The following is a 24067-nucleotide window of genomic DNA, read 5'->3' on the forward strand; positions in this document are numbered from 1 at the left end:
GAGGGGTGTTTAGGAAAATTGGACGAAGGGCGTGTTCGGGCTAGCACAGTGGGTAGGGGCAGCGTTTAATGAACATCGAATGAGATCACGAAAAGTGCTGAAAAACCAGGCGTCGCGCCTCGCTACGTTCGGAGGGGTTTTTTGAACACCGGAAAGCCGCCCGCTAAAGCCCGATGCTGCTCCCTGCTCCCGCAAGCAGCCGTTTACATCCGACATCGCATACACTTGCGTTACGGCGAAAGGCGCGGCGAAACCGGCGCGTGATGATAGTCGAGTAGTACGAGGGTTGAGCGTGTCCATCGCACCGCCTCCGGTGCGACCGGCTCGCTCATCGCTGGTGTTCGGCTACCCAGAGAAGATCCACACCCATGCCCTCATTGCAGAAATTCTTCGCCCGCGCGCCTTCAAGCGGGACTGGCGTCGTGATGCGGCCGAGCAGTATTGAGGCGAAGGCTGGTACACCGAGGCGCGCCTCCGGTGCGACCGGAGCGCTCATGCCATGGTGTTCCGGCTGTCGGGAGAGGAGCCACCCCCATGCCTTCCTTGCAGGAATTCTCGCCCGCGCGCGCTTTCAAAAATCGCGCGCGCACCCCCGGAGGGGGTCTCGGCTGTCACACACACCTGTCTTTTGGCTCCGCCAGAGGTTGCGGCCCAGCGAGGTCTTTGAACCGCGCACGGCCGCAGGCGGGCTCAATGAGGGCAGGTGTGGCAAGAAAAGAAAATTGATGCTTATAATCATCGCAAGTGATGGGGGTTGGAAAGGATGCGAATAATGGCGCAGCGGATTGCAATGTTTAACCACAAGGGAGGGGTAGGAAAAACCGTTGACACCTTCCACCTAGGCTGGAAACTGACAGAGTACGACTATAAGGTTCTTCTCGTGGACGGGGACTCGCAGGTCAACTTGACCGCCCTGGCATTAGGCCCGGATCGCTTCTACGATTATTACGAAGACGAAAATACACGCTTATGCAATGTGAAAGACGGAGTATCGCCAGTATTCGAAGGCAAGCCGACAACGATCGAGGCATTCGATTGTCCAACCGCTACAAAAAATAGCAGCCTTTTCATCTTGCCTGGCCATGCCGACCTAGCCAAATACGAAGGACAGCTAAGTCTGGCTCAAGAGACTGCCGGAACTCTCTCAGTTCTCAAGAATCTTCCGGGAAGCTTAAGTGCCCTAATCAGTAGAATAGAGGACAGGCACGGCATAGACTTTACGATAATTGATTTGAACCCTGGCCTTGGCGCAATAAATCAGAACTTCTTTCTGGCGTGTGATGCGTTTGTGGTTCCTACAAATCCAGATCCATTTTCACTGATGGGTATTTCAACACTCGGCGAACATTTAACACGGTGGGTAAACTGGAAGCGTGCGAACTCGGACAAATTCGCCGACAGCGATTACCCGCTTACCGACAGCACTCCCAAGTTTCTTGGGACCATCAACGCTCGATTTAACAAACATGCCAGCAAGGCGGCACGCAAGTTCGACGAACGCATCAAGGCGATCGACGCCAAGGTAACTGACACGCTAGTTCCTATTCTCAGGAAGGCAGGGATGCTCTTCAAAGACGATTGCTATGAAGATGTCTACGAGATCTGGAAGGCAGAATTGAAGGGTGAGGAGGACGGCATATACGCGCTGGCGCGATTGCCAGATTTTCAATCATTGGTACACAGCGCGACAAATAGCGAGCTTCCAGTCTTCGCCGTCACAGAGCGTGACTTAAAAGACGACGGCCTAGGCGGAAATGTACTGACGCAAGCTCTAACTAATGCCAGTGATTTTGACCGAATCTTCGATGCAATCGCTGATAAGATCGTGAACCTTCTCGATGCCAAGTGCAGCTAAGGCAAGTTTCGACCTCAATCTTGCCGAGTGTAGAGAGGCGATAACCATCTACAATCATTTGAAAGGTCAGGGCTATACGGCCGGTTTCGGCCTGCGTTTCGTTTGGATCGCGGCGGTATCCGCATTCGAACACTACATCACTGAACTCGTTATCGAAGAAACTACCAAGCGATTTGCCAATGGCCATGCTCAGACCGACAAGTTGCAAAACGAAAAGATACCGCTTTCCAGCGCCACTCAATTCGTGTCGCAGAATGCGGTTCAAGCCGTGGTTGTCTTTCATCACTCGATCACCCAGGCTGTGCGAATGAAGAGCTTTCAAGGTGCGGATGGCGTTGCTGATGGCTTGTCGTATTTTTGGACGGAACCCAACAAGTGGACAGCGATCGCGCAGGCCGTCGGTCTGCCAAAAAAGGACGCCAGAGCGAAGTTGAACAACATTACCGCGCGGCGGCACCTGATTGCACACAATGCGGACATGGACTTGACCACAGGAGCGAGAACGCCTGCGGAGCTTGCTGACGCACAGGAAGTCATCAGGTACTTGGTGGCTCTTGTGGAGGCAATTGAGAGGATTGCGGTCTGATAGGCCGTGTCGCCTTTCGGGAGCGACATATGGTTTTCCAGACGCATTCGTCGCCCTTACCAGTGATGTTGCCGACTTGGACTTTGTGTGACGCAATTCGTGTTGGCGAGCCCATGGCTGCGGACACGGCCTGAAATGCCTGCGGCATCAGGTCGTGGTGGTCGAGTCTCCAAATATCTGTGAATAAGTTTGCTTCCTCTAAATCAAGAGGCGTGCCGATTTTGTGCCGACACATTCGAGTTTGTCGAGCGCGCCCTAAGGACACAACTTGATAAAAGTATTTAAAAACAGATAGTTAAGTGGTGCCGCTTCCCGGAATCGAACCGAGGACCCCATCATTACGAATGATGTGCTCTACCGACTGAGCTAAAGCGGCAAATCCAATGCACCGGTTGGACCGGCTCGGATATTCCGGAGGGGCTGATAAAGGCAAAAGCTCACGATTGCAAGTCGGAATGACGCCATTTCCGCATTTTTGCGCGATCGGGCCAGCCTGCGGCAAGCTCCGCCGGGAAACGCGGTCGTGTTCGGCGGATCAGCCGCAGATGCGAGCCTTAGCGGCGTGGTATTCGGCTTCGAGGCGGGTGATCAGCGTCTCGACCGGTTCGATCGCCTTGACGGCGGCGATGCCCTGGCCGGAGCCCCAGATGTCCTTCCAGGCTTTCGGGCCGGATGTGGCTTTTTCGAAATCCATCTTTGTGGGATCGGCTTCGGGCAGGTTGGCCGGGTCGAGGCCGGCGGCTTCGATCGAGCCCTTGAGGTAATTGCCGTGGATGCCGGTGAAATAGCTGGAATAGACGACGTCTTCGGCGCGGCTGGCGACAATCATCTGCTTGTAGGCGTCGGTGGCGCGGGCTTCGGGCGTGGCGATGAAGGGGGTGCCGATATAGGCCAGGTCGGCGCCCATGGCGCGGGCGGCGAGGATGGCGCCGCCATTGGCGATGGCGCCGGAGAGCAGCAGCGGGCCGTCGAACCACTCGCGGATTTCCTGCACCAGGGCGAAGGGCGAGAGCCGGCCGGCATGGCCGCCGGCGCCGGCGGCTACGGCGATCAGGCCGTCGGCGCCCTTGCGGATCGCGGAATTGGCGTGGCGGTTGTTGATCACGTCATGCAGCACCACACCGCCATAGGAATGGATGGCGGCATTGACCTCGGGCACGGCGCCGAGCGAGGAGATGACGATCGGCACCTTGTATTTGACGCAGAGGCCGAGATCGTGCTCCAGCCGCTTGTTGGTGGCATGGACGATCTGGTTGACGGCGAAGGGGGCGGCCCGGCGGCCCTCGCCCTTGGCATTGTGGGCGGCGAGCGCCTCGGTGATTTCGGCCAGCCATTCGTCGAGCTGGCTTTCCGGCCGCGCATTGAGCGCCGGAAACGAGCCGACAATGCCGGCCTTGCACTGGGCGATCACCAGTTCCGGATGCGAGATGATGAACATGGGTGCGGCGACCAGCGGCAGCCTGAGATCGTCGCGGAGAATGGCGGGGAGCATGATAAGGTCCGGAATGCGCTAAGTTGGCGGCAGCCTATCCCTGGAAAGATGGTTTGTTCAACCTTGTATTTTCGTCGCGTGCGTCAGACCGCCATTTTTTGGCTGCAAAGCCGATATTAGCGGGGGAGGCATTCGGCTCGGAACTTGAAAAGGTGCTGGCGAATGATTACCCAAGGGTCATAATGAGAATGTCCCGCGTATCGAGGTATTTTAAAGCGTGAGTGGACTGGAACAGGCGATCCGCAACGCTCTGGACAGGGCCGAAAGGTCCAATCCGGAAATACGCGCGCGTATCTATCAGTCGGCGCGCAATGCACTCGATGCCGGCCTGCGCAAGCAGGACATCCACGACATGACGGTGATCGAGCGGCAGCGGCAGCGGCTGGAATTCACCATCCGCGCGATCGAGGACGAAGAACTCGAAAAGCTGCGCATGTCGGCGCGGCTCGACAAGATTTTCATCGAGAACACGCCGTTCGAGCCGCCGGAGGCGGTGCCTGAGCCCGATATCGCGCCGCCGGCGCCGGAGCGGTTCGTCGATGCGCCGCCGTCGGCCTGGCCTGAGCCGGCTCAGCCTTCACGGCGCGAGCCGCCGATTGTCGAGCCGGTGCGCCAGGCGGCGCAGCCGGTCACGCCCATGGCGGAGCCGGTCGTGGCGCGCGCGATACCGCCGGAGATCGAGGAAGACGGCGCGTTTTCCGATTTTTCGGCCACCCGCGATGAGCGCGCACCGTCCAAAGCCGGCGCAAGAACGCGGCGGGTCGAACCGGTGATCGACGCACCTTTGGTCGCCGAAGCGCGCGGCAAGGGACGGGCGCAAAATATCCGGCATGAGGAAGAGGATCCGGCCTGGGCCGAGCCTTCGACGCCGGAAGGGCGCAAGGTGGCGCCGCAGAAGCGTGCCGCGCGACGCCGGCGCGGCTCCTGGATCGTGTCGCTGTTCGTCTATTGCGTGCTGCTGGGCGTCATCGGCTTCGGTGCCTGGTGGGCCTATGCGACCGGCATGATCGGTGCGGCCATGCATGGCGGCGGCGATTTCGATTTCATCCCCAAGCAATTGCAGAGCGAGGATTTCGATCCGAAGGTGCCGCTGAAAACCCCGCTCGATCCGCTGCGCGGCTTTTCCGGCGATTGGGTGAGCGTGCTCAAGCCCGGCGACACCAGTGCGGTCAAGCCGGCGTCGCAGGCCAAGGTCAGCGACGTCACCGACAGCGACGGCAAGGCGATCATGATCATCTCGAATGCGCCGGACCAGGATGGCGAAGTGCGGATCGAGGTGCCGGCCGATGTGCTGAAGAATCTTGCGGGCAAGACCTCGACGCTGGCTGTGACGCTACGCGCCGATGGCGACAAACCGTCGCAGATCTATATCCAATGCGCCTTCGCCAGCCTCGGCGATTGCGGGCGGCATCGGTTCACGATCTCCAATGAGCGGGTGGATGAGCTGATCCAGGTGAAGTTTGATGGCAAGCAGGCGCCGAACGAGCCGGGGTTTGTGATCATCAACAGTGATCTGACTGGGCAGGGGCGGGCGATCCGGCTTTATGGGATCAGGATTGGGCCGGGGGCTTGAGCTGAAAGCAATGGCGCCTGGCGCCACCCCCCTCTGTCCTGCCGGACATCTCCCCCTCAAGGGGGGAGATTGGATGGGGCGCTCTTGCTGCCCCAAATTCCCATCGTGAATTCACTCTTCGTTGGCGATGTGGAGCGGTGAGCAAGCCTCTTGCCAATCTCCCCCCTTGAGGGGGAGATGTCCGGCAGGACAGAGGGGGGTGAACCGCAAACGCCAACGAAGCGAACGGCCAATCACACTTCCATCGCATACCCCGCACCGCGCACGGTGCGGATCACATCCGGCATGTTCGACAGATTGAGCGCCTTGCGCAACCGCCCGACATGGACGTCGACGGTGCGTTCGTCGACATAGATGTCGTGGCCCCAGACGCCGTCGAGCAGTTGCGAGCGGGAGAACACCCGGCCCGGCGACGACATGAAGAATTCCAGCAGCTTGAATTCCGTCGGTCCGAGGCGGATTTCGCGGGAGCGGCGGTGGACGCGGTAGGTTTCGCGGTCGAGCTCGACATCGCCGCATTTGAGGATCGAGGAAATGGCGTTGGGCCGCACCCGGCGCAGCATGGCCTTGATGCGGGCCATCAGTTCCGGGGTCGAGAACGGTTTGACGACATAGTCGTCGGCGCCGGTCGACAGGCCGCGGACGCGCTCGCTTTCCTCGCCGCGGGCGGTGAGCATGATCACCGGCAGGCGCTCGGTTTCGGGGCGCATCCTGAGCCGACGGCACAATTCGATGCCGGACACGCCGGGCAGCATCCAGTCGAGCAGCAACAGGTCCGGGACGCGCTCCTGCAGGCGGATATCCGCCTCGTCGCCGCGCGGGATCACCTCGACGTCATATCCCTCTGCTTCGAGGTTGTAGCTGAGCAGCGTGCCCAGCGCTTCCTCGTCTTCCACAACCATAATTCTCGGCTGCATGGTACTCTGCTCCGTCGGCAATCACGCCTGGCGCGTGCCCCGCGCCCAGGCGGCTGCGATTGTTACTACCGGCATAGTCTCGTCCGATGCCGGCGCTGATGATCGGCGGCCAGGGACGCCATTGGCGGCAGCTGGCCGAAATGCGCAATCGGCATCACTGGCCCGGCTGCACCACGGAAGCCGTATTGTCTTCCTTGACGCGTTCGCCGGTCGGCTGTTCGCCCGTCTTCATGTAGTAGATGGTTTCCGCGATATTGGTCGCATGGTCGCCGATGCGCTCGATGTTCTTGGCGCAGAACAGGAGATGCGTGCAGGGCGTGATGTTGCGCGGGTCTTCCATCATGTAGGTGAGCATTTCGCGGAACAGCGAGGTATAGACGGCGTCGATCTCGCCATCGCGCTGGCGGATCACCTCGGCCTTTTCCGCCGAGCGGGTGGCATAGACGTCGAGCACGTCCTTGAGCTGGGTCAGCGCCAGTTCGGAGAGATGTTCGATGCCGCGGGCGAGCGGCCGCGGAATGCCGGTGGTCTGCACGGCAATGACGCGCTTGGCGTTGGATTTGCCGAGATCGCCGACGCGTTCGAGATCGGCGGCGATGCGGATCGAACCGACGATCTCGCGCAGGTCCGACGCCACCGGCTGGCGCTTGGCGATCATCAGGATGGCGCTGTCGCCGATATCGCGCTCGGTCTGGTCCATGATCACGTCTTCCGAGATCACGCGCTGCGCCAGCGCCGAGTCCGACGTGACCAGCGCCTTGACCGAGTCGGAAACCATCTGCTCGGCCATGCCGCCCATTTCGGCGATGCGGCGGGAAAGGTTGGCCAGCTCCTCGTCAAAGGCGGAATAGATGTGTGCGGTCATCAATAGTCCTCCAACCGGCGGGCGGCCGGCGCGGTTTTGGATCGGCCGAAGCGGCCCCTATGTCCTGGGCCGCCGGTTATCCGGGTTGGCAAGGAACATAGGGTCGGCCAAGTTTTCATTAGCCGCTTTACGCCAGGGTTTTATGTCAAAGTCACGAAAGATTTATGACAGACTAAAGTGCTGAAAAGTCAATCCTTTCGGTCGAGCCGGAGGGATTGCTGCGTTTTTGTCAGAAGCGCACGGTGAATGTGCTGCCGCGGCCGAGTTCCGATCGGATGAGCAGGCGGGCGCGGTGCCGCGTCAGGATGTGCTTGACGATTGCCAATCCGAGGCCGGTGCCCTTCTTCGAGCGACTGCTCTCGACATTGACGCGATAGAAGCGTTCGGTCAGGCGCGGGACCTGGTCTTCGGGAATGCCGGGACCGTAGTCGATGACACTGACCTCGATCGGCTGGCGCGGCTTTTCGATCAGCGTCACGTCGACGATCTTGCCCTCCTGGCCGTATTTGCAGGCGTTCTCGATCAGGTTCTCGAACACCTGGGTCAGCTCGTCGCGATCGCCGCTGACATTGATGGCATGGTCGGGCAGATGCCGCTTGATCTCGACGCCGAGGTCGGTTGCCAGCGGCGCCAGCGCATCGCAGACCGAGCCGATGAGCGGCACCAGGTCGACGGCGTCCTCCGGCGCGACGCGCGCCTTGATCTCGAGCCGCGACAGCGACATCAGGTCGTCGACCAGGCGCGACATGCGGGTCACCTGTTCGAGCATGATCGTCAGGAACCGTTCATGCGCCGCGGTGTCGGTGCGGGCCGGGCCGAGCAGCGTTTCGATGAAGCCGCGCAACGAGGCCAGCGGCGTGCGCAATTCATGCGAGGCATTGGCGACGAAGTCGGAGCGCATGCGATCGATGCGGCGCGATTCCGAAATGTCGCGGAAGATCAATACATAGAAGCGGATCGCCTCGCCCTCTTTCGTCTCCGCCGGGATCATCCGCACCTGGAAGATGTTTTCGCCCGGCAGGGTGTCGGCATATTCGGTCATGCCGTTGCGGCCCGACGCGATGGTCTCGCGGATCATCTCGATGATCGCCGGCAGGCGGATGCGGGCCGAGATGTGCTGGCCGGGCTCGATCTCGCCGAAGGCATGCCGCGCGGACGGGTTCTGATAGATGACATTGGCCTTGGGATCGAGCAGGTAGGCCGGGCTGTCGAAGCCGGCAAAGGCCGATTTGACGTCGCAGAGCGGCTCCGGCGGAGGCGTGGGCTCCTGTTCAGCGATCGGCACCGTGGGCGCGGTGGCTTTGATCCACAGCGACGGCAGCACGGCAAGGATCATCACCGAAACGGCGATACGGGAATTGGTGCCGGCCGCGATCAGCGCGGCTGCGCCCAATAGGACGGCCGCAAGGTTGTATTTATGACCCAACAGCCAATCAGTGACTGCTTTCAGCATGCGAATCCCCGGCACTGCGAAAATTAAAACGTCCTTCTATGGTCTGTATGTAACAGCTTTTTCACGCTTTGCTTGAATTCACATGATGATTATGTCCATGTCACTGACAGCATGTCTGCCGGAAGCGGTCGCCGGTTTCGGGACAAGGACATGCACAAAACAAAGAACCGCGCGCATGGCATGAGGAGGAGTGGAATGGCCGTCGAAACGGATATTCCCGCGGTCGACGTCAAGATCGACGGCAAGAAGCGGCAATGGGATATCGACGATCCGGTGCTGCCGGCCTGGATCGATGACAAGGCGCTCGAATCCGGCGGTTATCCCTACAAGAAGAAGCTCGACGACGACGAATATGAGGCCGAGCTGGAAAAGCTGCAGGAAGAGCTGGTCAAGGTGCAGCTCTGGCAACAGAAATCCGGCGACCGGGTAATGTCCTTGTTCGAGGGGCGGGATGCGGCCGGCAAGGGCGGCATCATCCATGCCATCCTCTCCTATATGAATCCGCGCAGCGCCCGCGTCGTGGCGCTGAACAAGCCGACGGACACCGAAGCCGGCCAATGGTATTTCCAGCGCTATGTGTCGACCTTCCCGACGCGCGGCGAGTTCGTCAACTATGACCGCTCCTGGTATAACCGCGCCGGGGTCGAGCCGGTCATGGGCTTCTGCAGCAAGGAAGAATACGAGCAATTCCTGAAAAGCGTGCCGCGCTTCGAGAAGCTGATCCTCGACGACGGCATCCATTTCTTCAAATTCTATATCGAGATCGGCCGGGAAATGCAGCTCAAGCGCTTCCACGAGCGGCGCCACAGCAAGCTGAAATGCTGGAAGCTGTCGCCGATGGACATTGCCGCGCTCGACAAATGGGATGACTATTCCGAAAAGCGCAGCCGGATGCTCAAGGAAACCGATACCGAGCATGCGCCATGGACGGTGGTGCTCGGCAATGACAAGCGCCGCGCCCGGATCAACATGATCCGCCACATCCTCGATAGCCTTGACTATACAGACAAGGACAAGAAGGTGATCGGCGAGATCGACAGAAAAATCCTCGGCAAGCCCGGCATTTTGAAATGAGCCTGAAACGACAAAGGGCCGGCAAGCCGGCCCTTTGTCGCAGACAAATGCAGGTGTCAGCGCATCCGGCGACGTTCGGCCGAAGGCTGGTAAGCGAGCTTCTGGTGGAAACCGCAATAGGGCGAGCTGTCGGGCGAGTCATTGCCGCAGAAGCAGAAATCTTCCTTCAAGGGATCGCCGAGCGGCCATTTGCAGGTGCGTTCGGTGAGCCGGATCAGCGGGACGCGGCGGAAGATCGGCACGACGACGTTGTTGGGCAACGTTTCCATGACCTCAAGCGCATCGATCTCGATCTCWTCCTTGAGCATCGTAGCGCCGGCGGGCCGGGTGACGGTGCGGGTCACCGTGCGCTGCGCGAAAGAAGAAGAAGCCTGCGGCCGGCTGACGGTCGAAACCGTTGCGCGTTTCTGCGAGCGGGCAGCTGTGGTGCCGCCGGCCTTGGCGCGGCCCGGAAGGCTCAGCCGATGCACCTTGCCGATCACCGCGTTGCGGCTGACGCCGCCGAGCTGCGCGGCGATCTGGCTCGCGCTCAAACCTTCGGACCAAAGCTTCTTCAGCTTCTCGACGCGATCGTCAGTCCAGTTCACACTATTATCCATCGAAGCGTTCCTTATCGAGGAATCGGTCACCACACCCCGGAACAGCACGAAGTGCAAAACGCCTCATATTCGGCGCTTGATTGAGGGTGACTAGTTCCGCCGCATGCAAATCTAGCAATTGATTATTAACCTAGAGAGCCTGAGACTCCGTGACAAGAGTCTTGCGAATCCGCACGAATCGATTTTCGAGTTATCCCCAAGATTGATCCCCGGCCGTGTCCGATCGGCGACAGTTGCTGCACCGCACAGCGTCCGGCGGGCTCGATGGCCGGCAATTGCGGGTTTTTGTTGACGCGCTGCAGCGAAATGCTAATAGTGCCCTCGCCGCCCGCTGGGGCGGTTTTTTGATTTATGCGCTCCGGAATGTCCGCCCGGCCGGGAGGCCGCACATTCCGTTGCCGCAATCGAGATGAAGGATGTCCGTCATGGCCGAGGTCTCGCCGCTTTATGACACCTATGCACGCTCACCGATGCGGTTCGAGCGCGGCGAAGGCGTCTGGCTGATCACCGAGGACGGCGAACGCTATCTCGACTTCGCCGCCGGCGTCGCCGTCAACTCGCTCGGCCATGCGCATCCGCATCTGGTCGAGACGCTGAAGGCGCAGGCCGAAAAGCTCTGGCACACATCGAACCTCTATCAGTCGCCCGGCCAGGAAAAGCTGTCACGCCGCCTGTGCGAGAGAACGTTCGCGGACAAGGTGTTCTTCACCAATTCGGGCGCCGAGGCGCTGGAATGCGCGATCAAGACGGCGCGGCGCTATCACTATGCCAAGGGCCATCCGGAAAAATACCATATCATCACGTTCGAAGGCGCCTTCCATGGCCGCACGATCGCGACGATCGCGGCCGGCGGCCAGCAGAAATATATCGATGGCTTCGGCCCCAAGGCGCCCGGCTTCGACCAGGTGCCGTTCGAGGATATGGATGCGCTGAAGGCGGCAATCACCGACGCCACGGCCGGCGTGCTGCTGGAGCCGGTGCAGGGCGAAGGGGGCTTGCGGGCTTTCTCGCCGGAATTCCTGAGGGCGGTCCGCGTACTCTGCGACGAGCACGACCTGATGTTGATCTTCGATGAAGTGCAATGTGGTGTCGGCCGGACGGGCTCGCTGTTCGCCTATCAGCGGATCGGCGTCACGCCCGATATCATGGCCGTGGCCAAGGGCATTGGCGGCGGCTTTCCCATGGGCGCCTGCCTGGCGACGGCGGAAGCGGCGGCCGGCATGGTGGCCGGCACGCATGGCTCGACCTATGGCGGCAATCCGCTGGCCATGGCGGTCGGCAATGCCGTGCTCGACGTCGTGCTCTCCGATGGCTTCCTGCAGCATGTGCGCGACGTGGCGCTGGTCTTCCGCCAGGGCCTTGCGTCGCTCAAGGACCGTTTTCCCGACGTGATCTCGGATATTCGCGGCGAAGGCCTGATGATCGGCGTCAAGGCCGCGGTGCCGGCCGGTGACCTGCTACAGGGCATCCGTGACGAGAAGCTCCTGGGCGTGATGGCCGGCGACAATGTCATCCGCCTGCTGCCACCGCTGATCACCACTGCCGAAGAAGCCCGCGAAGGCCTTGCCCGGCTCGAAAAGGCCGCCGAGAAACTGCATGCCGCGAACAAGCGATGACGCTTTGACGAAAGCCCACATCCATCGCTAAGGTAAAAGTTTCCTGAGACAAGGAATAGGTTATGAGTTCCAGGCATTTTCTCGATCTCTCGGCAATGACGCCGGAGGCACTGCGGCACATTCTCGAAGACGCCAAGACCCGCAAGGCGGCCACCAAGGCCGGTACCGATTTCAAACCGCTGGCCGGCAAGATGCTGGCGATGATCTTCGAAAAACCCTCGACCCGCACCCGCGTGTCGTTCGATGTCGGCATGCGGCAGCTGGGCGGCGAGACGCTGTTTCTCTCCGGCACCGAGATGCAGCTCGGCCGCGCGGAGACGATCGGCGACACGGCCAAGGTCCTGTCGCGCTATGTCGATGCGATCATGATCCGCACCACCGATCATACGCGGCTGCTCGAAATGGCCGAACATGCGACCGTGCCTGTGATCAACGGACTGACGGATGCCACCCATCCCTGCCAGATCATGGCCGATATCATGACGATCGAAGAGCATCGCGGCAATGTGAAGGGCAAGACCATTGCCTGGACGGGTGACGGCAACAATGTGCTGCATTCGCTGATCGAGGGCTCGGCCCGCTTCGGCTATCGTATGAACATGGCGGTGCCGCTCGGCAGCGAGCCGGGCGACAAGTTCCTCAACTGGGCACGCAACAATGGCGGCCAGGTGATGCTGAGCCACGATGCCGAAAAGGCGGTCGACGGCGCCGATGCGGTGGTCACCGACACATGGGTGTCGATGAACCAGGAGCATCGCGCGCGCGGACACAATGTCTTCCAGCCCTATCAGGTCAACGGCGCGCTGATGAAGCATGCCAAGGCCGACGCGCTGTTCATGCATTGCCTGCCGGCGCATCGCGGCGAGGAGGTCACCGACGAGGTGATCGACGGGCCGCAATCGGTCGTTTTCGACGAGGCGGAGAACCGTCTGCATGCGCAGAAGTCGGTGCTCGCCTGGTGCCTCGGCGCGATCTGACGCTTCCGGGCTTGAATCTGCTGTCCGATCGCTTATTTTTGGACCTTCAAACGAAGGGCGCCTTTTGGCGCCAGATCCGAGACAATCATGACGCTTGACACATTTCACCCCGGAGAAACCGGGTTCGCCGGCGATGACCGCGTGATACCTTTCCAGGTGGAGGGGCTCGACGTGCGCGGCCGTGCGGTCACGCTCGGACCTCTTACCGATACGATCCTGAACCGCCACAACTACCCTGCCCCGGTGGCGCGGCTGCTCTCCGAGACGATCGCGCTCACCGTTCTGCTCGGCACCTCGCTGAAATTCGAGGGCAAGCTGATCATCCAGACGCAGAGCGACGGGCCGGTCAACCTGCTGGTGGCGGATTTCACCGCGCCGGACGGGGTGCGGGCCTATGCCCGGTTCGATGAAGAGGCGGTCACGGAGGCGGTCAAGCAGGGTCGCTCCGCGCCGCATGAGCTGCTCGGCAAGGGCGTGCTCGCCTTCACCATCGACCAGGGGGGCAGCAACAAGCGTTACCAGGGTATCGTGTCGCTCGACGGCGAAACCCTGGAACAGGCGGCTGCAACCTATTTCCGCCAGTCCGAGCAGATCCCGACCCGGGTAAAACTCGCCTCGGCGGAATTCTTCGATCGCGACGAGAACGGCAAGCCGCGCCACAGCTACCGCGCCGGCGGCATGGTGGTGCAGTTCCTGCCCGACGCGCCCGAGCGCATGCGCCAGCGCGACCTGCATGGCGGTGACGGCGATCCCGGCCAGGCGTTCGAGGAAGACGATACCTGGGCGGAAGCGCAGATGCTGGCCGAGACCACCGGCGCGGAAGAACTGACCGATCCGGATCTCGGCGTCGAGCGACTGCTCTATCGCCTGTTCCACGAACGCGGCGTGCGTGTCTATGACGCGCAACCGGTATTCGATCGCTGCAGCTGTTCGGAAGAGAAGATCCGCAACGTGATATCGGGGTTTTCGGCCGAGGAGGTCGAATCCACCATCGAGGACGGCGAGATCGTGGCGAAATGCGAATTCTGCTCGACGGTCTACCGTTTCGTTCCTGCAGAATTCGGCATCGCTGCCGACGCGAACTGATCAAGCGCAGGCTGCGGCTGGAGCATGTCGCCTGGAAGTGGATACCGGTTTCAGGACAACGACATGCTCAAACAAAGGCGCTCTAATTGAGCGTGCGCTGCAATCCCGGCGAATCCAATGAGAAGGCCGGGATTGCCACATCGAACATCTCGCCGGTGTCCGACAGCATCTGGTAATGCCCGAACATCATGCCCGAGGGCGTGTCGAGCGGACAGCCGGAATTGTATTCGAACGTGTCGCCGGGGCTCAGCGTGGGCTGCTCGCCGACCACGCCGGGACCGGTGACCTCATCGATCTGGCCGTTCTCGTCGGTGATGTGCCAATAACGGTTCATCAGCCTGATCGTGTGGACGGAATGATTGGCAATGACGATCCTGTAGCCCCAGACATAGCGGCTGTCTGCGGGGTCCGACTGCTCTGCGAGATAATAGGGCTCGACATTGACTTCTATGCCCCGCGTCGTCGCTTGATACATACCATTCATTCCGTTGGGCCGGCTCCTTGCCGCCTCGAATTTCCGCTATGAAGTATTCCTCGAAACTAGTCTGTCAAGCTTGTCCCAGCCCGGAGTAAAGATCGGTTTTCACGGGCAAATTAGCTGGTCGGCAATTCAGCCACGCCGCCATGATCGGCGGACCATTTCAGCGGTTGGTCAAGAAACGCTTCAACCGAGTTCAGGGTTTCAATATCGAACAGCCTCTGATCTCGCGCCACCGCCAGAACTTCGCGCCAGGTGGCGATGTGGTGCAGCTTCACCTTGCCATTGTCGAAGCGAACCTTGGCTTCCGGAAAGATGGAATAGTAGAACAATGCTATGCCGTGATCGACGACGCCGCCAGCGGCGCGGATCGCATCGATGAACTTGAACATCGAGCCGCCGGCCGTCGTCAGGTCCTCGATCACCAGGACGCGCGCGCCCTCCTTCATCTCGCCTTCGATCTGGGCGTTGCGGCCATGGCCCTTGGGCTGCTTGCGGACATAGATCATCGGCAGCGACAAGCGTTCGGACAGAAAGGCGGCAAAGGGAATGCCGGCCGTCTCGCCGCCGGCGACGCAATCGAATTTTTCGAAACCGGCTTCCGACAGGATGGTGGCGGCGGCAAAATCCATCACCGCCGAGCGGATGCGCGGATAGGAGACAAGCTTGCGGCAATCGATATAGACCGGGCTCATCATGCCCGACGACAGCTTGTAGGGCTGATCAGCGCGGAAATGCACCGCCTTGATCTCCCACAGCATCTTCGCCATCAGTTCGGCCATGACGGGTTTATCGTTGAAGGCATTGGAAAACATGGGGGTGGCTCCTTTAGCAATTCTCCAGCGCTTACCAAGAACGGACGCCCCTGCAAAGCCGCTCTCAGCCCTGATCGGCAGCTTTCAACGTGCCGAAGCGCAAGGCGGCCCATTCGAGCAGCATGTCGAGCGCCGGGCAAAGCGCCTGGCCCCATTCGGTCAGCCCGTATTCCACCTTGGGCGGCACTTCCGGATAGACGGTACGGAAGACGATGCCGTCGCGTTCCAGGTCGCGCAATTGCTGGATCAGCATTTTCTGCGAGATGCCGGGGATGGCGCGTTCGAGTTCGGAAAAGCGCAATATGCCGGAGTGAAACATCTGGAAAATGATGATCATCTTCCAGCGGCCCTCCAGCATCCTGAGCGCTTTTTCGACGCCGCTCGCCGCCATATCCGGAGTCACATCACCAAGCTTACCAGTTGGTGAGTACCTTACTTTTTTGTCAGTTCTTGCCATTTTTTCAGCTTAACACCAGATTCCGGAGGTGCCAACACGAGGATTGAACATGACACTTCCGGAGACGCTGGACGTCTATTTCGCAGCCCAGAACACCCACGACATAGACCGGCTGGTCGCCTGCTTCGCGCCCGACGCCAAGGTCCGCGACGAGGGCGAAGACATTGTCGGTCGCGATGCGATCCGTGCCTGGAAGCAAAAAGTGCGCGACAAATACCACTTCACCACGGAACCGCTTCGCCATTGGCAGGAGGACGGCAGCAATTTGGTTAGAGCCAGGGTTGCCGGAACCTTTCCGGGCAGCCCGGTCGAACTCACCTACAAATTCACCCTGAAGGACGGGATGATTGCCGGGCTCGAGGTGGCATCATGAACGAGGCAGGCGAATTCTACGGCAAGCGCGTGCTGGTTACCGGCGGCACCAAGGGTATTGGACAGGCCGTGGTGCAGGCTTTTGCCGAAGCTGGCGCGAGCGTGCTGACCACAGCGCGCAACGTGCCTGATGACGCCGGCAATGGTGTGCTCTATGTCGAGGCGGATGTCTCGACGGCGGAGGGCTGTGAAACCGTCAGCAAGGCGGTGGTCGACCGCCTCGGCGGCATCGACGTCATCGTGCATGTCGTCGGCGGATCAAGCGCGCCGGCGGGCGGCTATGCTGTCCTCGACGACAAGGAATGGCATCGAGCACTGGATACGAACCTGTTCTCGGCCGTCCGGATCGATCGGGCGCTGCTGCCGTCGATGATCGCGCAGGGTTCCGGCGTCATTATTCACACGACCTCGATCCAACGGCAGTTGCCGCTGCCGGAGGCAACCACTGCCTATGCCGCCGCCAAGGCCGGCCTTTCGACCTATAGCAAGAGCCTTTCCAAGGAAGTCGGGCCGAAGGGCATCCGTGTGGTGCGCGTCTCGCCCGGCTGGGTGCAGACCGAGGCCGCCATCGGCCTGGTCAACGAATTGGCCGACAAGAATGGCCTCGATTTCGAGGGGGCGCGGCAAATGCTGATGCAGTCGCTCGGCGGCATCCCGCTTGGCCGTCCGGCATTTCCGCGTGAGGTGGCGGAACTGATCCTGTTTCTCGCCTCACCGCGCGCCGCGGCGATCCATGGTAGCGAATATGTGATCGACGGCGGCACCATTCCCACGGCATGAGTGGGGTGGACCGGGGTCGAATTCCTCGGCTATGCTCGCCCCACAGACTTTGAGGAAAAGCCATGCCGATCACGCTCCGCTCCGTCACCATTCCCGATTTCGGCGTGCCGCATGCGCGGCCCGTCATTCCTGCCGCGATCTATGAGAGCCGCGCCGACGAAGCCTATCGGCGCGCCGGGGCCGACTGGCTCGTCGTCTATTCCGACCGGGAGCATCTCGCCAATATGGCCTTCCTGACCGGTTTCGAGCCGCGCTTCGAAGAGGCACTGCTGCTGCTTGGCAAGGATCGCCGCCGGGTGCTGGTGGTCGGCAATGAGAGCAAGAGCTATGCCGTGCTCGCCGGCCTGCCGGGCATCGAAGTGGTGCTCTGCCAGACGCTGAGCCTGATGGGCCAGACTCGCGCCGAAAAGCCCAATCTGTTCGATGTGCTGACGGAGATCGGCATGGCCGAGAGCCAGACGATCGCGCTGGCTGGCTGGAAATATCTTGGCCGGGAGGAATGGACCGGCGTGCTGCCGACCTTCCAGGCGCCGGCCTTCATCGTCGATACGCTCAGAATGATTGCCGGCGACCCGGCGGCGCTCACCGACGCCACGCCGGTGCTGATGGACCCGCAGGACGGCCTGCGCTCGGTGGTCGATGTCCACCAGTTGGCGGCCATCGAATGGGGTGCGGCGCGAGCCTCGGCCGCCGTCCGGCGGATCGTCGGCGGCATCCGCGAGGGCGATGATGAATTTCTCGCCGCGAGCCGCATGGGTTATGCCGGCGAAGAACTCTCCTGCCATGTGATGCTCGCCTCCGCTTCGCCGGGATCGCCGGTGGTCGGCCTCAGGAGCCCGAACGGCCGCGCGATCCGGCGCGGCGACGGCGTCACCACCGCGGTCGGTTACTGGGGTGGACTCTCCTCGCGCGCCGGCCTGTTCACCCACCACGACGATGCCTTCCTGGAGACGGCCAAGGCTTATTTCGCCGGCTTGGTACAATGGTACGAAACCGTCGATATCGGCGTATCGGGCGGGACGATCTTCGACGCGACGGTCGCAGCGCTACGGCGGGGTGGGTTGGATTCGGCACTCAATCCCGGCCATCTGATCGGCCATGACGAGTGGAGCCACACGCCGATGCGTCCGGGCTCGCGCGAGACGATCCGCTCGGGCATGGCGATCCAGGTCGACGTGATCCCCGTGCCGATGCCGGACAATTGGGCGCTCAACAACGAGGATTCGGTGATCATCGCCGACGAGGCGCTGCAGATCGAGCTCGAACGGCTTTATCCGGACGTGCATGCCCGCATCGAAGCTCGTCGCGCCTTCATGCGCGACGAGATCGGCGTGCATCTCAAGGAGACCATCCTGCCGACCTCGAACATCCCGCTCTGCCTGATGCCGTTCTGGCTGGCGCCGGACAAATTGCTGACGCTCGACTGATCAGCGATCAGCGATCAGCGAGCGAACTCGCCCCTGATCCAGTCGACAAAGGTTTTGGCACCCGGCGAGAGGCGGGCAAAATCGCGGGCGACGACGAAATAGGCGCCGCAGGGGAAATCGACGTCGAACAGTTTCACGATCCGACCGGCCGTGGTCTCCTCTTCCGCGAAGATCTGGTCGATCAGGCCAACGCCGTGACCACGCAGCACGGCTTGCAACACCAGTGCGCCATCGGCGAAGACAGGGCCTCGCTCGTTCTCCGGGGGCTCAAGACCGGCGCTGCGAAACCAGCGGCCCCAGATGTCGCGGTTTTCGTCGTGCAGCAGGGTCTGGCCATGCAAATCCGCGGGCTTCCGGATCGATCCTCCGCCGCCTGTCGCGTCCGACGCGGCAATCGGGATCATCTTCGTCTCGATCAGCGGGACCGCTTCCGTGCGGGGCCATGATGTTTGCCTGTCGCTGAAGCGGATGGCGATCTCCGCTTGGCTGGCGCGGAATTCGATCGGGCGAGGGTCCGAGTCGATGACCACTTCGACATCCGGGTGGAGAATGCGGAAGGCCTGCAGATGCGGCACCAGCCAGAGTGCGGCGAAGCTCGGTTCGCTACTGATCGCGACGCGCTCCATCCCGGCGGCATCCGTGACATCTGTCAATGCCCCGTCGATGGCATCAAAGGACGACGTCAGCACCGCCAGCAGCTTTTCGCCATGATCAGTGAGCACGACACCGCGATGGATGCGCTCGAACAGCGGCTGGCCAAGCAGGGTTTCGAGATCCCTGATCTGCCGGCTGACCGCGGCCTGCGACACGAACAGCTCCTCGGCCGCAGCAGTAAAACTCTTCAGCCGGCCGGCGGATTCAAAACTTCTCAGCGCCGTCAGGGGCAATCGTCCGCGCTTCATCCATAACCTCAAGTCATGTGAAGCTGCCGTTATACTCGTTTGAGCGCGACGCGCAAAGGGTGTCTAATCACAGCATCAGAAAGGAGACAGGCCATGTTCGATGCCATTTTGCGCATTTATATCGACGTCATTGCCATTCTCACGCTGCAGCCACGGCCGGCACTGCATGAGCGCGACTGTGAGAAACGGATATGAAATGGGCGCCGGGAAACCCGGCGCCGATTTCAATTGCTCTGCCCGGAGATCTCAGGCGGCAGGCGGGCCGAAGCGGTTAGCACCCGGGGTGCCCTCGCCCACAAACCATGCGAGCAAGATGATTGTACCAATCAACGGAATGAGGCTGATGAAAATGAACCAGCCGGATTTGTCATTATCATGCAAGCGGCGGACCTGGACGGCAATGTTCGGAATAAGAACCGCCAGCACAAAAAGCGGCGCAAGAATCGGTACACCGATGATGTGGACGAAAATCAGCTTGTCGATCAGAGACAAGACAACGTAGGCAATGACGACAAACAGCATATACCGCCAGAATTCACCGCGACCGGCGCGGCCCTGGAAATTGGCATAGTTCGTCGTCAGAACAGATTTGACTRCATCGGTAAAGTCCACGGAATCCCCCAACAATGATGTGAACGCTAAGTCAGCCCCTGGACAGCGGAAACTGGACCGCTGACACAAGACTCGGCATCACGACGCTTTATCCATAACCTCAAGTCATGTGAAGGTGACGTTATACTCGTTTGAGCGCGATGCGCAAAGGGTGTCCAATCTGCTGACAGGAAAGGAGACAGGCCATGTTCGACGCCATTTTGCRCATTTTCATCGATGTCATTGCCATTCTCACCCAGCAGCCTCGGCCGGCACCGCATGAGCAGGACTGCGACAGGTAGAAAAAGGCGCCGGAAAGCCCGGCGCCGATTTGCGCATTACGCTGCCTGGAAGCTTCGGGCGGCCGGCGGGCCGAAGCGGTTCGCGCCCGGAGTGCCTTCAGTCGCATACCAGACGAGCAGGATGATCGCACCGATGATTGGGATGAATGCCAGCAGGATGAACCAGCCGGATTTGTCCTTGTCGTGCAGACGACGGACGCTGACTGCGATGCCCGGAATGATCGTCGCCAAGGAGAAAAGCGGTCCGAGGATCGGCGTACCAATAATATGCCTGAATATCAGACTATCCACCAGGTTCAACACGATGGACGCGATGACGACGAACAGGAAGTACCACCAGAACTCGCTGCGCCCGGCGCGGCCCTGGAAATTGGCGTAGTTGGCGGTCAGAACAGATTTGACTGCATCGGTAAAATTCATGGGATCCCCCAATAATGATGTGAACGCTAAGTCAGCCCCTGGACAGCGGAAACTGGACCGCTGGCGACAAGACGCGGCATCACGACGCTTTATTCATTACCCAAGCGATTTTCCCCCGGCAGCGACAATATGCGCGTTTCGGCTTTTTGTCACTTCCTAATGGTAGCCACGCTCTTTCGAGACACGTTCCGGCTGACGGATGGCTGGTTTTCCGGGCTAGAAAACGTCACAGAGTAAACATGCACATGTAAACATCTGTCATTCACGTCATGTTCGCACAACGAAGCAAAACTATATTCCGTTTGCTTATGGCAACTTGGAGGGGGAATATGGTTTCTAAGGCTTTCTTATGCTTCGCCGTGCTTTTCGCCATAGTCGGGATGTCTCTCGGCCTTTGGATGGGGGGGCACGAAGACTTCACGCTGGCACCGGTGCATGCGCATATCAACCTGCTTGGCTGGGTGACGATGTTCCTGGCTGGCCTGTTCTACAACATCCATCCGGAGCGCGCGGGCGTGCTGGCGCGCATTCATCTCGCACTCGCAGTGATCGGACTGTTGATCATGGCGCCGGGTCTAGCCGGGAAGATGCTCGGCTATGTGTCCTGGGGTGAGCCAATGACCGGCATCGGCTCGGTCATCGTGTTCGCCGCGATGATCCTGTTCGCTTTCATCATATTCACAACGCCGACCAAAGCCCGCGCATGATAAGAAGCCGTCTTTAAGATAGAAAAGCAGCGGCGCATCGCAGTGCCGCTGCTTTTCGACGCAAGATTTTATGCCGTGTCGTTACTGCGCCGCCTGAGCGTGCAGATGATCGTGCTCTTCCTCGTCCTCATTGCCATGGGCCTCGCCCATGCGGTTCCAAGCGTCGAGGCCGGCGATCTTGTAGGCTTCGGCAAGCGTCGGGTAGTTGAAGGTGTTCTCGACAAAATAATCCACCGTGCCCTTGAGGTTGAGCACCGCCTGGCCGATATGGATCAGTTCGGTGGCGCCCTCGCCGACGATGTGGACGCCGAGCAGGCGGCGGGTCTTGAGCGAGAAGATCATCTTCAACATGCCCGAGTCGAGGCCCATGATATGGCCACGCGAGGTCTCGCGGAAGCGGGCGATACCGCATTCATAGGGAATATGCCGATCCTTGACCTCTTCCTCGGTAAGACCGCAGGTGGAGATTTCCGGTACGGCATAGATGCCGTATGGGAAGAATTGCGGCGGCTCGGAGGTGGGAGCGCCGACGGCATGGCGAGCGGCAATACGTCCCTGCTCCATGCTGGTCGATGCCAGACTCGGGAAACCGACGATGTCGCCCGCCGCATAGATGTTCGGCACATCCGTCTGGAATGTTTCCGGATTGACCTTCAGGCGACCGCGTGAATCAGGCGTCAGGCCGACATTTTCCAGCTTCAGCGAGGCCGTCGCACCGCTGCGGCCGGCGCAATAGAGCACCATGTCGGCGGTGATCGAGCGGCCATTGGTCAACGTGACCTTGCACTTGCCATTCGGCTCGCGCTCGACATGCTCGGCGCCCTGGCCGAACAGGAGCTTCATGTTGCGGTCGCGAAGCTGATAGGTGAAGTCGTCGAGGATTTCGCGGTCGATGAAGTCGAGCATCGTGGCACGCGGCTCGATCACCGTCACCGCCGTGTCGAGCGCGCTGTAGATGGTGGCATATTCGATGCCGATGACGCCGGCGCCGATCACCACCATGGAACGCGGGATATCCTGAATTTCCAGGAGTTCGTCGCTGTCGATGATCTTCTCGCCGTCGAACGGGATATTCGTGGGCCGGAAAGGCTTGGTGCCGATCGCAAGCAGGATCGACGTGCCCATGACCCGCATGACCTCGCCGTCTTCCTTTTCGACCTCGACCGTGTTCTTGTCGATGAAATGCGCCAATCCGCGGAGATGGTGAACGCGGTTGCGGCTGAACTGATGCTCGAGCACCTCGACTTCATGGTCAAGCGTGATCAGCAACCGGCGACGCAGGTCGTCGGCGCTGATCTCTTGCTTGACGCGGTAGGCACGGCCGTAGAAGCCACGTTCACGCCAGCCCGTCAGATTGAGCGCGGTCTCGCGGAGCGTCTTGGACGGAATGGTGCCGGTATGAACCGAAACGCCACCGACGCGCTTGCCCTTTTCGATGACGAGCACTTTCTTGCCGAGTTTCGCAGCCTGAATGGCGCCGCGCCGCCCTGCCGGACCGCTGCCGATGACGATGAGATCGTATTGGTTCATGAAGATCGCCCCGAATTGTTCACAATGCGCCGCCCCAGCGCAGGAGACGACAGTGTATCAACGCAATGTTACTGAATCATAGCAAATGCGACGAATTCGCCTGTATCTGCGTGTCTTGGCTGAACTTAACCGATTTTTGCCGCAGCGCGGAATCAAATTTTACGGCAGCAGCTTGAATTCCAGCATCAGGTTCCGTTCGAGCAGCGAATGATTGTCGTCGGAGACGAGGATGAGATGTGTCGAGCCATCCGCCGCCTTATAGGCGTCGATGCCTTCCATATTGTCGATCTGGTAGGAGAAATTGGCCTGTAGCAGCGTCTCACCCTTGATCGTCGCGCCCGGCTTGATGTCGTTCTCGGAGAATTTGCGGATACGCATGCCAAAGCCGTGCATCAGGCCAAAGCTGCGTTCCAGCAGCAGGAAGCTGCCGTCTTCGAGGAAGACGCCGTCGGTGACGTCAAACGGCGGCTTGCGCTCGACATAGAAGCTGCCCTTCATCGGTCCGGATTGGACGCCGGCGATGAAATTGCCCTGCTTGTTATAGCTCCTCTCGGCGACGAACATCAGCGCGCCTTTGAGCGGCCCCTTGTCCGGGGTTTTCAAGATGCACTCCATGCCGCCATTGTGCTTCAACCGCACGCCGGGCGGCAGGATCGGCAATTGGACATCGGTCGGCATCGACTGCTCGAAGCCGGGATAGGGATAGGTGTTGATACGGCTATAGCCCTCGAAGCCAACATAGAGATGGTTCTTGTCCATCGCCAGGCTCTCGGAGTCGAGATTGTCCTTGTCGTGCTCGCCGCGGCCGGTCGGATCCTTCAGCATGGTGATGCGATAGTCACTGAGCCCTGTCAGCTTGCCGTCCTTGTCGCGCTCGATCGTGCCGGTCGCCCAATGGCCGGTATCCATGACCGAAATGAATTTCGTGCCACCATCGAGCAGCCGGATGGTGGAGACCGCGCCCATTTCGCCATTCTTGGTGGCGAGCACGAGACCGCTGACATATTCGAGCTTGCCGAAGACAGGCCCCTCGCCGCGCTTGAATTCGGGAATCCGCATGGCGATCACCGGGATCGGCTGTCCATCGACCTTAACCGGCTGGCCGCCGAAGGCGACGGGAAAGGCGATGCCGAAGGCCAGGAAAGGCAGGAAGGCGACCAGCGACCAGATTTTTCTCGATGCCAAGGAAAACG

At 60.5% G+C, this 24067-nt stretch carries 25 protein-coding genes and 1 tRNA gene; 11 read left to right on the forward strand and 15 right to left on the reverse strand.

Annotated features, from left to right (window positions below):
* Positions 1-328 precede the first annotated feature (328 nt).
* Positions 329-496, reverse strand: coding sequence for a hypothetical protein (locus AC1D06_RS02470; protein ID WP_477984765.1), 168 nt, complete (start codon positions 494-496; stop codon positions 329-331).
* A gap of 276 nt (positions 497-772) precedes the next feature.
* Here AC1D06_RS02470 and AC1D06_RS02475 point away from each other — a divergent pair, with 276 nt between their 5' ends.
* Positions 773-1855, forward strand: a complete 1083-nt coding sequence (locus AC1D06_RS02475; RefSeq protein WP_477984767.1) for a ParA family protein — start codon at positions 773-775, stop codon at positions 1853-1855.
* Positions 1839-2441 carry a HEPN domain-containing protein gene (locus AC1D06_RS02480; RefSeq protein WP_477984769.1) on the forward strand — a complete coding sequence of 201 codons (603 nt, stop codon included), beginning with the start codon at positions 1839-1841 and terminating at the stop codon, positions 2439-2441. Before AC1D06_RS02475 ends, AC1D06_RS02480 begins: the two co-directional genes overlap by 17 nt.
* 300 nt (positions 2442-2741) lie before the next feature.
* Here AC1D06_RS02480 and AC1D06_RS02485 read toward each other — a convergent pair.
* Both AC1D06_RS02485 and AC1D06_RS02490 read right to left on the reverse strand, forming a co-directional pair.
* Positions 2742-2817, reverse strand: a tRNA-Thr gene (locus AC1D06_RS02485).
* 159 nt (positions 2818-2976) lie between these two features.
* Positions 2977-3933 carry an NAD(P)H-dependent flavin oxidoreductase gene (locus tag AC1D06_RS02490; RefSeq protein WP_477984771.1) on the reverse strand — a complete coding sequence of 319 codons (957 nt, stop codon included), beginning with the start codon at positions 3931-3933 and terminating at the stop codon, positions 2977-2979.
* Positions 3934-4150: 217 nt separating this feature from the next.
* Here AC1D06_RS02490 and AC1D06_RS02495 point away from each other — a divergent pair, with 217 nt between their 5' ends.
* On the forward strand, positions 4151-5506 hold the full coding sequence (locus AC1D06_RS02495; protein ID WP_477984773.1) for a hypothetical protein: 1356 nt from the start codon (positions 4151-4153) through the stop codon (positions 5504-5506).
* 233 nt (positions 5507-5739) lie between these two features.
* On the opposite strand, the gene phoB is transcribed toward AC1D06_RS02495, so the two are convergent.
* From phoB to phoR, 3 genes are all read right to left on the reverse strand, one after another.
* Positions 5740-6423 carry a phosphate regulon transcriptional regulator PhoB gene (gene phoB, locus AC1D06_RS02500; RefSeq protein ID WP_477879336.1) on the reverse strand — a complete coding sequence of 228 codons (684 nt, stop codon included), beginning with the start codon at positions 6421-6423 and terminating at the stop codon, positions 5740-5742.
* Between the two features lie 154 nt (positions 6424-6577).
* Entirely contained in the window at positions 6578-7291 is a 714-nt protein-coding gene (gene phoU / locus AC1D06_RS02505) for a phosphate signaling complex protein PhoU (RefSeq protein WP_477879335.1), read from the reverse strand.
* Between the two features lie 226 nt (positions 7292-7517).
* Complete coding sequence (gene phoR, locus AC1D06_RS02510) at positions 7518-8741, reverse strand: phosphate regulon sensor histidine kinase PhoR (RefSeq protein ID WP_477984775.1); 1224 nt, start codon at positions 8739-8741, stop codon at positions 7518-7520.
* A 195-nt stretch (positions 8742-8936) separates the two neighbouring features.
* Between phoR and ppk2 the strand changes: the two genes are divergently transcribed.
* Positions 8937-9815: a polyphosphate kinase 2 gene (gene ppk2, locus AC1D06_RS02515; protein WP_477879333.1), complete on the forward strand. Its 879-nt coding sequence runs from the start codon at positions 8937-8939 to the stop codon at positions 9813-9815.
* 56 nt (positions 9816-9871) lie between these two features.
* On the opposite strand, the gene AC1D06_RS02520 is transcribed toward ppk2, so the two are convergent.
* Complete coding sequence (locus AC1D06_RS02520; RefSeq protein ID WP_477985056.1) at positions 9872-10402, reverse strand: GcrA family cell cycle regulator; 531 nt, start codon at positions 10400-10402, stop codon at positions 9872-9874.
* A gap of 437 nt (positions 10403-10839) precedes the next feature.
* Between AC1D06_RS02520 and AC1D06_RS02525 the strand changes: the two genes are divergently transcribed.
* From AC1D06_RS02525 to AC1D06_RS02535, 3 genes are all read left to right on the forward strand, one after another.
* On the forward strand, positions 10840-12030 hold the full coding sequence (locus tag AC1D06_RS02525) for an acetylornithine transaminase (RefSeq protein WP_477984777.1): 1191 nt from the start codon (positions 10840-10842) through the stop codon (positions 12028-12030).
* 62 nt (positions 12031-12092) lie between these two features.
* Complete coding sequence (argF, locus tag AC1D06_RS02530) at positions 12093-13007, forward strand: ornithine carbamoyltransferase (protein WP_477984779.1); 915 nt, start codon at positions 12093-12095, stop codon at positions 13005-13007.
* An 87-nt stretch (positions 13008-13094) separates the two neighbouring features.
* Entirely contained in the window at positions 13095-14093 is a 999-nt protein-coding gene (locus AC1D06_RS02535; RefSeq protein ID WP_477984781.1) for an Hsp33 family molecular chaperone, read from the forward strand.
* Positions 14094-14175: 82 nt separating this feature from the next.
* Here AC1D06_RS02535 and apaG read toward each other — a convergent pair whose 3' ends face one another.
* From apaG to AC1D06_RS02550, 3 genes are all read right to left on the reverse strand, one after another.
* The gene (gene apaG / locus AC1D06_RS02540) at positions 14176-14568 is read right to left on the reverse strand and encodes a Co2+/Mg2+ efflux protein ApaG (RefSeq protein ID WP_477879329.1); all 393 of its coding nucleotides are present in this window, start codon (positions 14566-14568) and stop codon (positions 14176-14178) included.
* 119 nt (positions 14569-14687) lie between these two features.
* Entirely contained in the window at positions 14688-15386 is a 699-nt protein-coding gene (locus AC1D06_RS02545) for an orotate phosphoribosyltransferase (protein WP_477984783.1), read from the reverse strand.
* A 64-nt stretch (positions 15387-15450) separates the two neighbouring features.
* A complete protein-coding gene (locus AC1D06_RS02550; protein ID WP_477984785.1) occupies positions 15451-15843 on the reverse strand; it encodes a winged helix-turn-helix transcriptional regulator in 393 nt (130 codons plus the stop codon).
* Positions 15844-15892: 49 nt separating this feature from the next.
* Here AC1D06_RS02550 and AC1D06_RS02555 point away from each other — a divergent pair, with 49 nt between their 5' ends.
* From AC1D06_RS02555 to AC1D06_RS02565, 3 genes are all read left to right on the forward strand, one after another.
* Complete coding sequence (locus AC1D06_RS02555; protein WP_477984787.1) at positions 15893-16216, forward strand: nuclear transport factor 2 family protein; 324 nt, start codon at positions 15893-15895, stop codon at positions 16214-16216.
* Entirely contained in the window at positions 16213-16995 is a 783-nt protein-coding gene (locus AC1D06_RS02560; protein WP_477984789.1) for an SDR family oxidoreductase, read from the forward strand. The genes AC1D06_RS02555 and AC1D06_RS02560 overlap by 4 nt, the downstream gene beginning before the upstream one ends.
* Positions 16996-17057: 62 nt before the next feature.
* Positions 17058-18422 (forward strand): M24 family metallopeptidase, encoded by a 1365-nt coding sequence (locus tag AC1D06_RS02565; protein WP_477984791.1) that lies wholly within the window; start codon positions 17058-17060, stop codon positions 18420-18422.
* A 14-nt stretch (positions 18423-18436) separates the two neighbouring features.
* Here AC1D06_RS02565 and AC1D06_RS02570 read toward each other — a convergent pair whose 3' ends face one another.
* The 3 genes from AC1D06_RS02570 to AC1D06_RS02580 all read right to left on the reverse strand — a co-directional run bounded on the left by AC1D06_RS02570 (position 18437) and on the right by AC1D06_RS02580 (position 20637).
* Positions 18437-19324 (reverse strand): LysR substrate-binding domain-containing protein, encoded by an 888-nt coding sequence (locus AC1D06_RS02570; RefSeq protein ID WP_477984793.1) that lies wholly within the window; start codon positions 19322-19324, stop codon positions 18437-18439.
* A 246-nt stretch (positions 19325-19570) separates the two neighbouring features.
* On the reverse strand, positions 19571-19936 hold the full coding sequence (locus AC1D06_RS02575) for a DUF805 domain-containing protein (protein WP_477984795.1): 366 nt from the start codon (positions 19934-19936) through the stop codon (positions 19571-19573).
* A 317-nt stretch (positions 19937-20253) separates the two neighbouring features.
* Complete coding sequence (locus tag AC1D06_RS02580; RefSeq protein WP_477879321.1) at positions 20254-20637, reverse strand: DUF805 domain-containing protein; 384 nt, start codon at positions 20635-20637, stop codon at positions 20254-20256.
* Between the two features lie 329 nt (positions 20638-20966).
* Here AC1D06_RS02580 and AC1D06_RS02585 point away from each other — a divergent pair, with 329 nt between their 5' ends.
* On the forward strand, positions 20967-21344 hold the full coding sequence (locus AC1D06_RS02585; RefSeq protein WP_477879320.1) for a hypothetical protein: 378 nt from the start codon (positions 20967-20969) through the stop codon (positions 21342-21344).
* A gap of 81 nt (positions 21345-21425) precedes the next feature.
* Here AC1D06_RS02585 and sthA read toward each other — a convergent pair whose 3' ends face one another.
* Entirely contained in the window at positions 21426-22874 is a 1449-nt protein-coding gene (gene sthA, locus AC1D06_RS02590; protein WP_477984796.1) for a Si-specific NAD(P)(+) transhydrogenase, read from the reverse strand.
* A 159-nt stretch (positions 22875-23033) separates the two neighbouring features.
* Entirely contained in the window at positions 23034-24059 is a 1026-nt protein-coding gene (locus tag AC1D06_RS02595) for an esterase-like activity of phytase family protein (RefSeq protein ID WP_477984798.1), read from the reverse strand.
* Positions 24060-24067 lie beyond the last annotated feature (8 nt).

The sequence above is a fragment of the Rhizobium sp. P2_G2 genome (assembly GCF_056403555.1).

What these genes read in the sequence shown, in the direction of transcription:
- AC1D06_RS02470 (WP_477984765.1), bottom strand. Translation starts at nt 496, where the DNA reads ATGAGCGCTCCGGTCGCACCGGAGGCGCGCCTCGGTGTACCAGCCTTC.
- AC1D06_RS02475 (WP_477984767.1), top strand. Translation starts at nt 773, where the DNA reads ATGGCGCAGCGGATTGCAATGTTTAACCACAAGGGAGGGGTAGGAAAA.
- AC1D06_RS02480 (WP_477984769.1), top strand. Translation starts at nt 1,839, where the DNA reads ATGCCAAGTGCAGCTAAGGCAAGTTTCGACCTCAATCTTGCCGAGTGT.
- AC1D06_RS02490 (WP_477984771.1), bottom strand. Translation starts at nt 3,933, where the DNA reads ATGCTCCCCGCCATTCTCCGCGACGATCTCAGGCTGCCGCTGGTCGCC.
- phoB (WP_477879336.1), bottom strand. Translation starts at nt 6,423, where the DNA reads ATGCAGCCGAGAATTATGGTTGTGGAAGACGAGGAAGCGCTGGGCACG.
- phoR (WP_477984775.1), bottom strand. Translation starts at nt 8,741, where the DNA reads ATGCTGAAAGCAGTCACTGATTGGCTGTTGGGTCATAAATACAACCTT.
- ppk2 (WP_477879333.1), top strand. Translation starts at nt 8,937, where the DNA reads ATGGCCGTCGAAACGGATATTCCCGCGGTCGACGTCAAGATCGACGGC.
- AC1D06_RS02525 (WP_477984777.1), top strand. Translation starts at nt 10,840, where the DNA reads ATGGCCGAGGTCTCGCCGCTTTATGACACCTATGCACGCTCACCGATG.
- argF (WP_477984779.1), top strand. Translation starts at nt 12,093, where the DNA reads ATGAGTTCCAGGCATTTTCTCGATCTCTCGGCAATGACGCCGGAGGCA.
- AC1D06_RS02535 (WP_477984781.1), top strand. Translation starts at nt 13,095, where the DNA reads ATGACGCTTGACACATTTCACCCCGGAGAAACCGGGTTCGCCGGCGAT.
- apaG (WP_477879329.1), bottom strand. Translation starts at nt 14,568, where the DNA reads ATGTATCAAGCGACGACGCGGGGCATAGAAGTCAATGTCGAGCCCTAT.
- AC1D06_RS02545 (WP_477984783.1), bottom strand. Translation starts at nt 15,386, where the DNA reads ATGTTTTCCAATGCCTTCAACGATAAACCCGTCATGGCCGAACTGATG.
- AC1D06_RS02550 (WP_477984785.1), bottom strand. Translation starts at nt 15,843, where the DNA reads ATGGCAAGAACTGACAAAAAAGTAAGGTACTCACCAACTGGTAAGCTT.
- AC1D06_RS02555 (WP_477984787.1), top strand. Translation starts at nt 15,893, where the DNA reads ATGACACTTCCGGAGACGCTGGACGTCTATTTCGCAGCCCAGAACACC.
- AC1D06_RS02560 (WP_477984789.1), top strand. Translation starts at nt 16,213, where the DNA reads ATGAACGAGGCAGGCGAATTCTACGGCAAGCGCGTGCTGGTTACCGGC.
- AC1D06_RS02565 (WP_477984791.1), top strand. Translation starts at nt 17,058, where the DNA reads ATGCCGATCACGCTCCGCTCCGTCACCATTCCCGATTTCGGCGTGCCG.
- AC1D06_RS02570 (WP_477984793.1), bottom strand. Translation starts at nt 19,324, where the DNA reads ATGAAGCGCGGACGATTGCCCCTGACGGCGCTGAGAAGTTTTGAATCC.
- AC1D06_RS02580 (WP_477879321.1), bottom strand. Translation starts at nt 20,637, where the DNA reads ATGAATTTTACCGATGCAGTCAAATCTGTTCTGACCGCCAACTACGCC.
- AC1D06_RS02585 (WP_477879320.1), top strand. Translation starts at nt 20,967, where the DNA reads ATGGTTTCTAAGGCTTTCTTATGCTTCGCCGTGCTTTTCGCCATAGTC.
- sthA (WP_477984796.1), bottom strand. Translation starts at nt 22,874, where the DNA reads ATGAACCAATACGATCTCATCGTCATCGGCAGCGGTCCGGCAGGGCGG.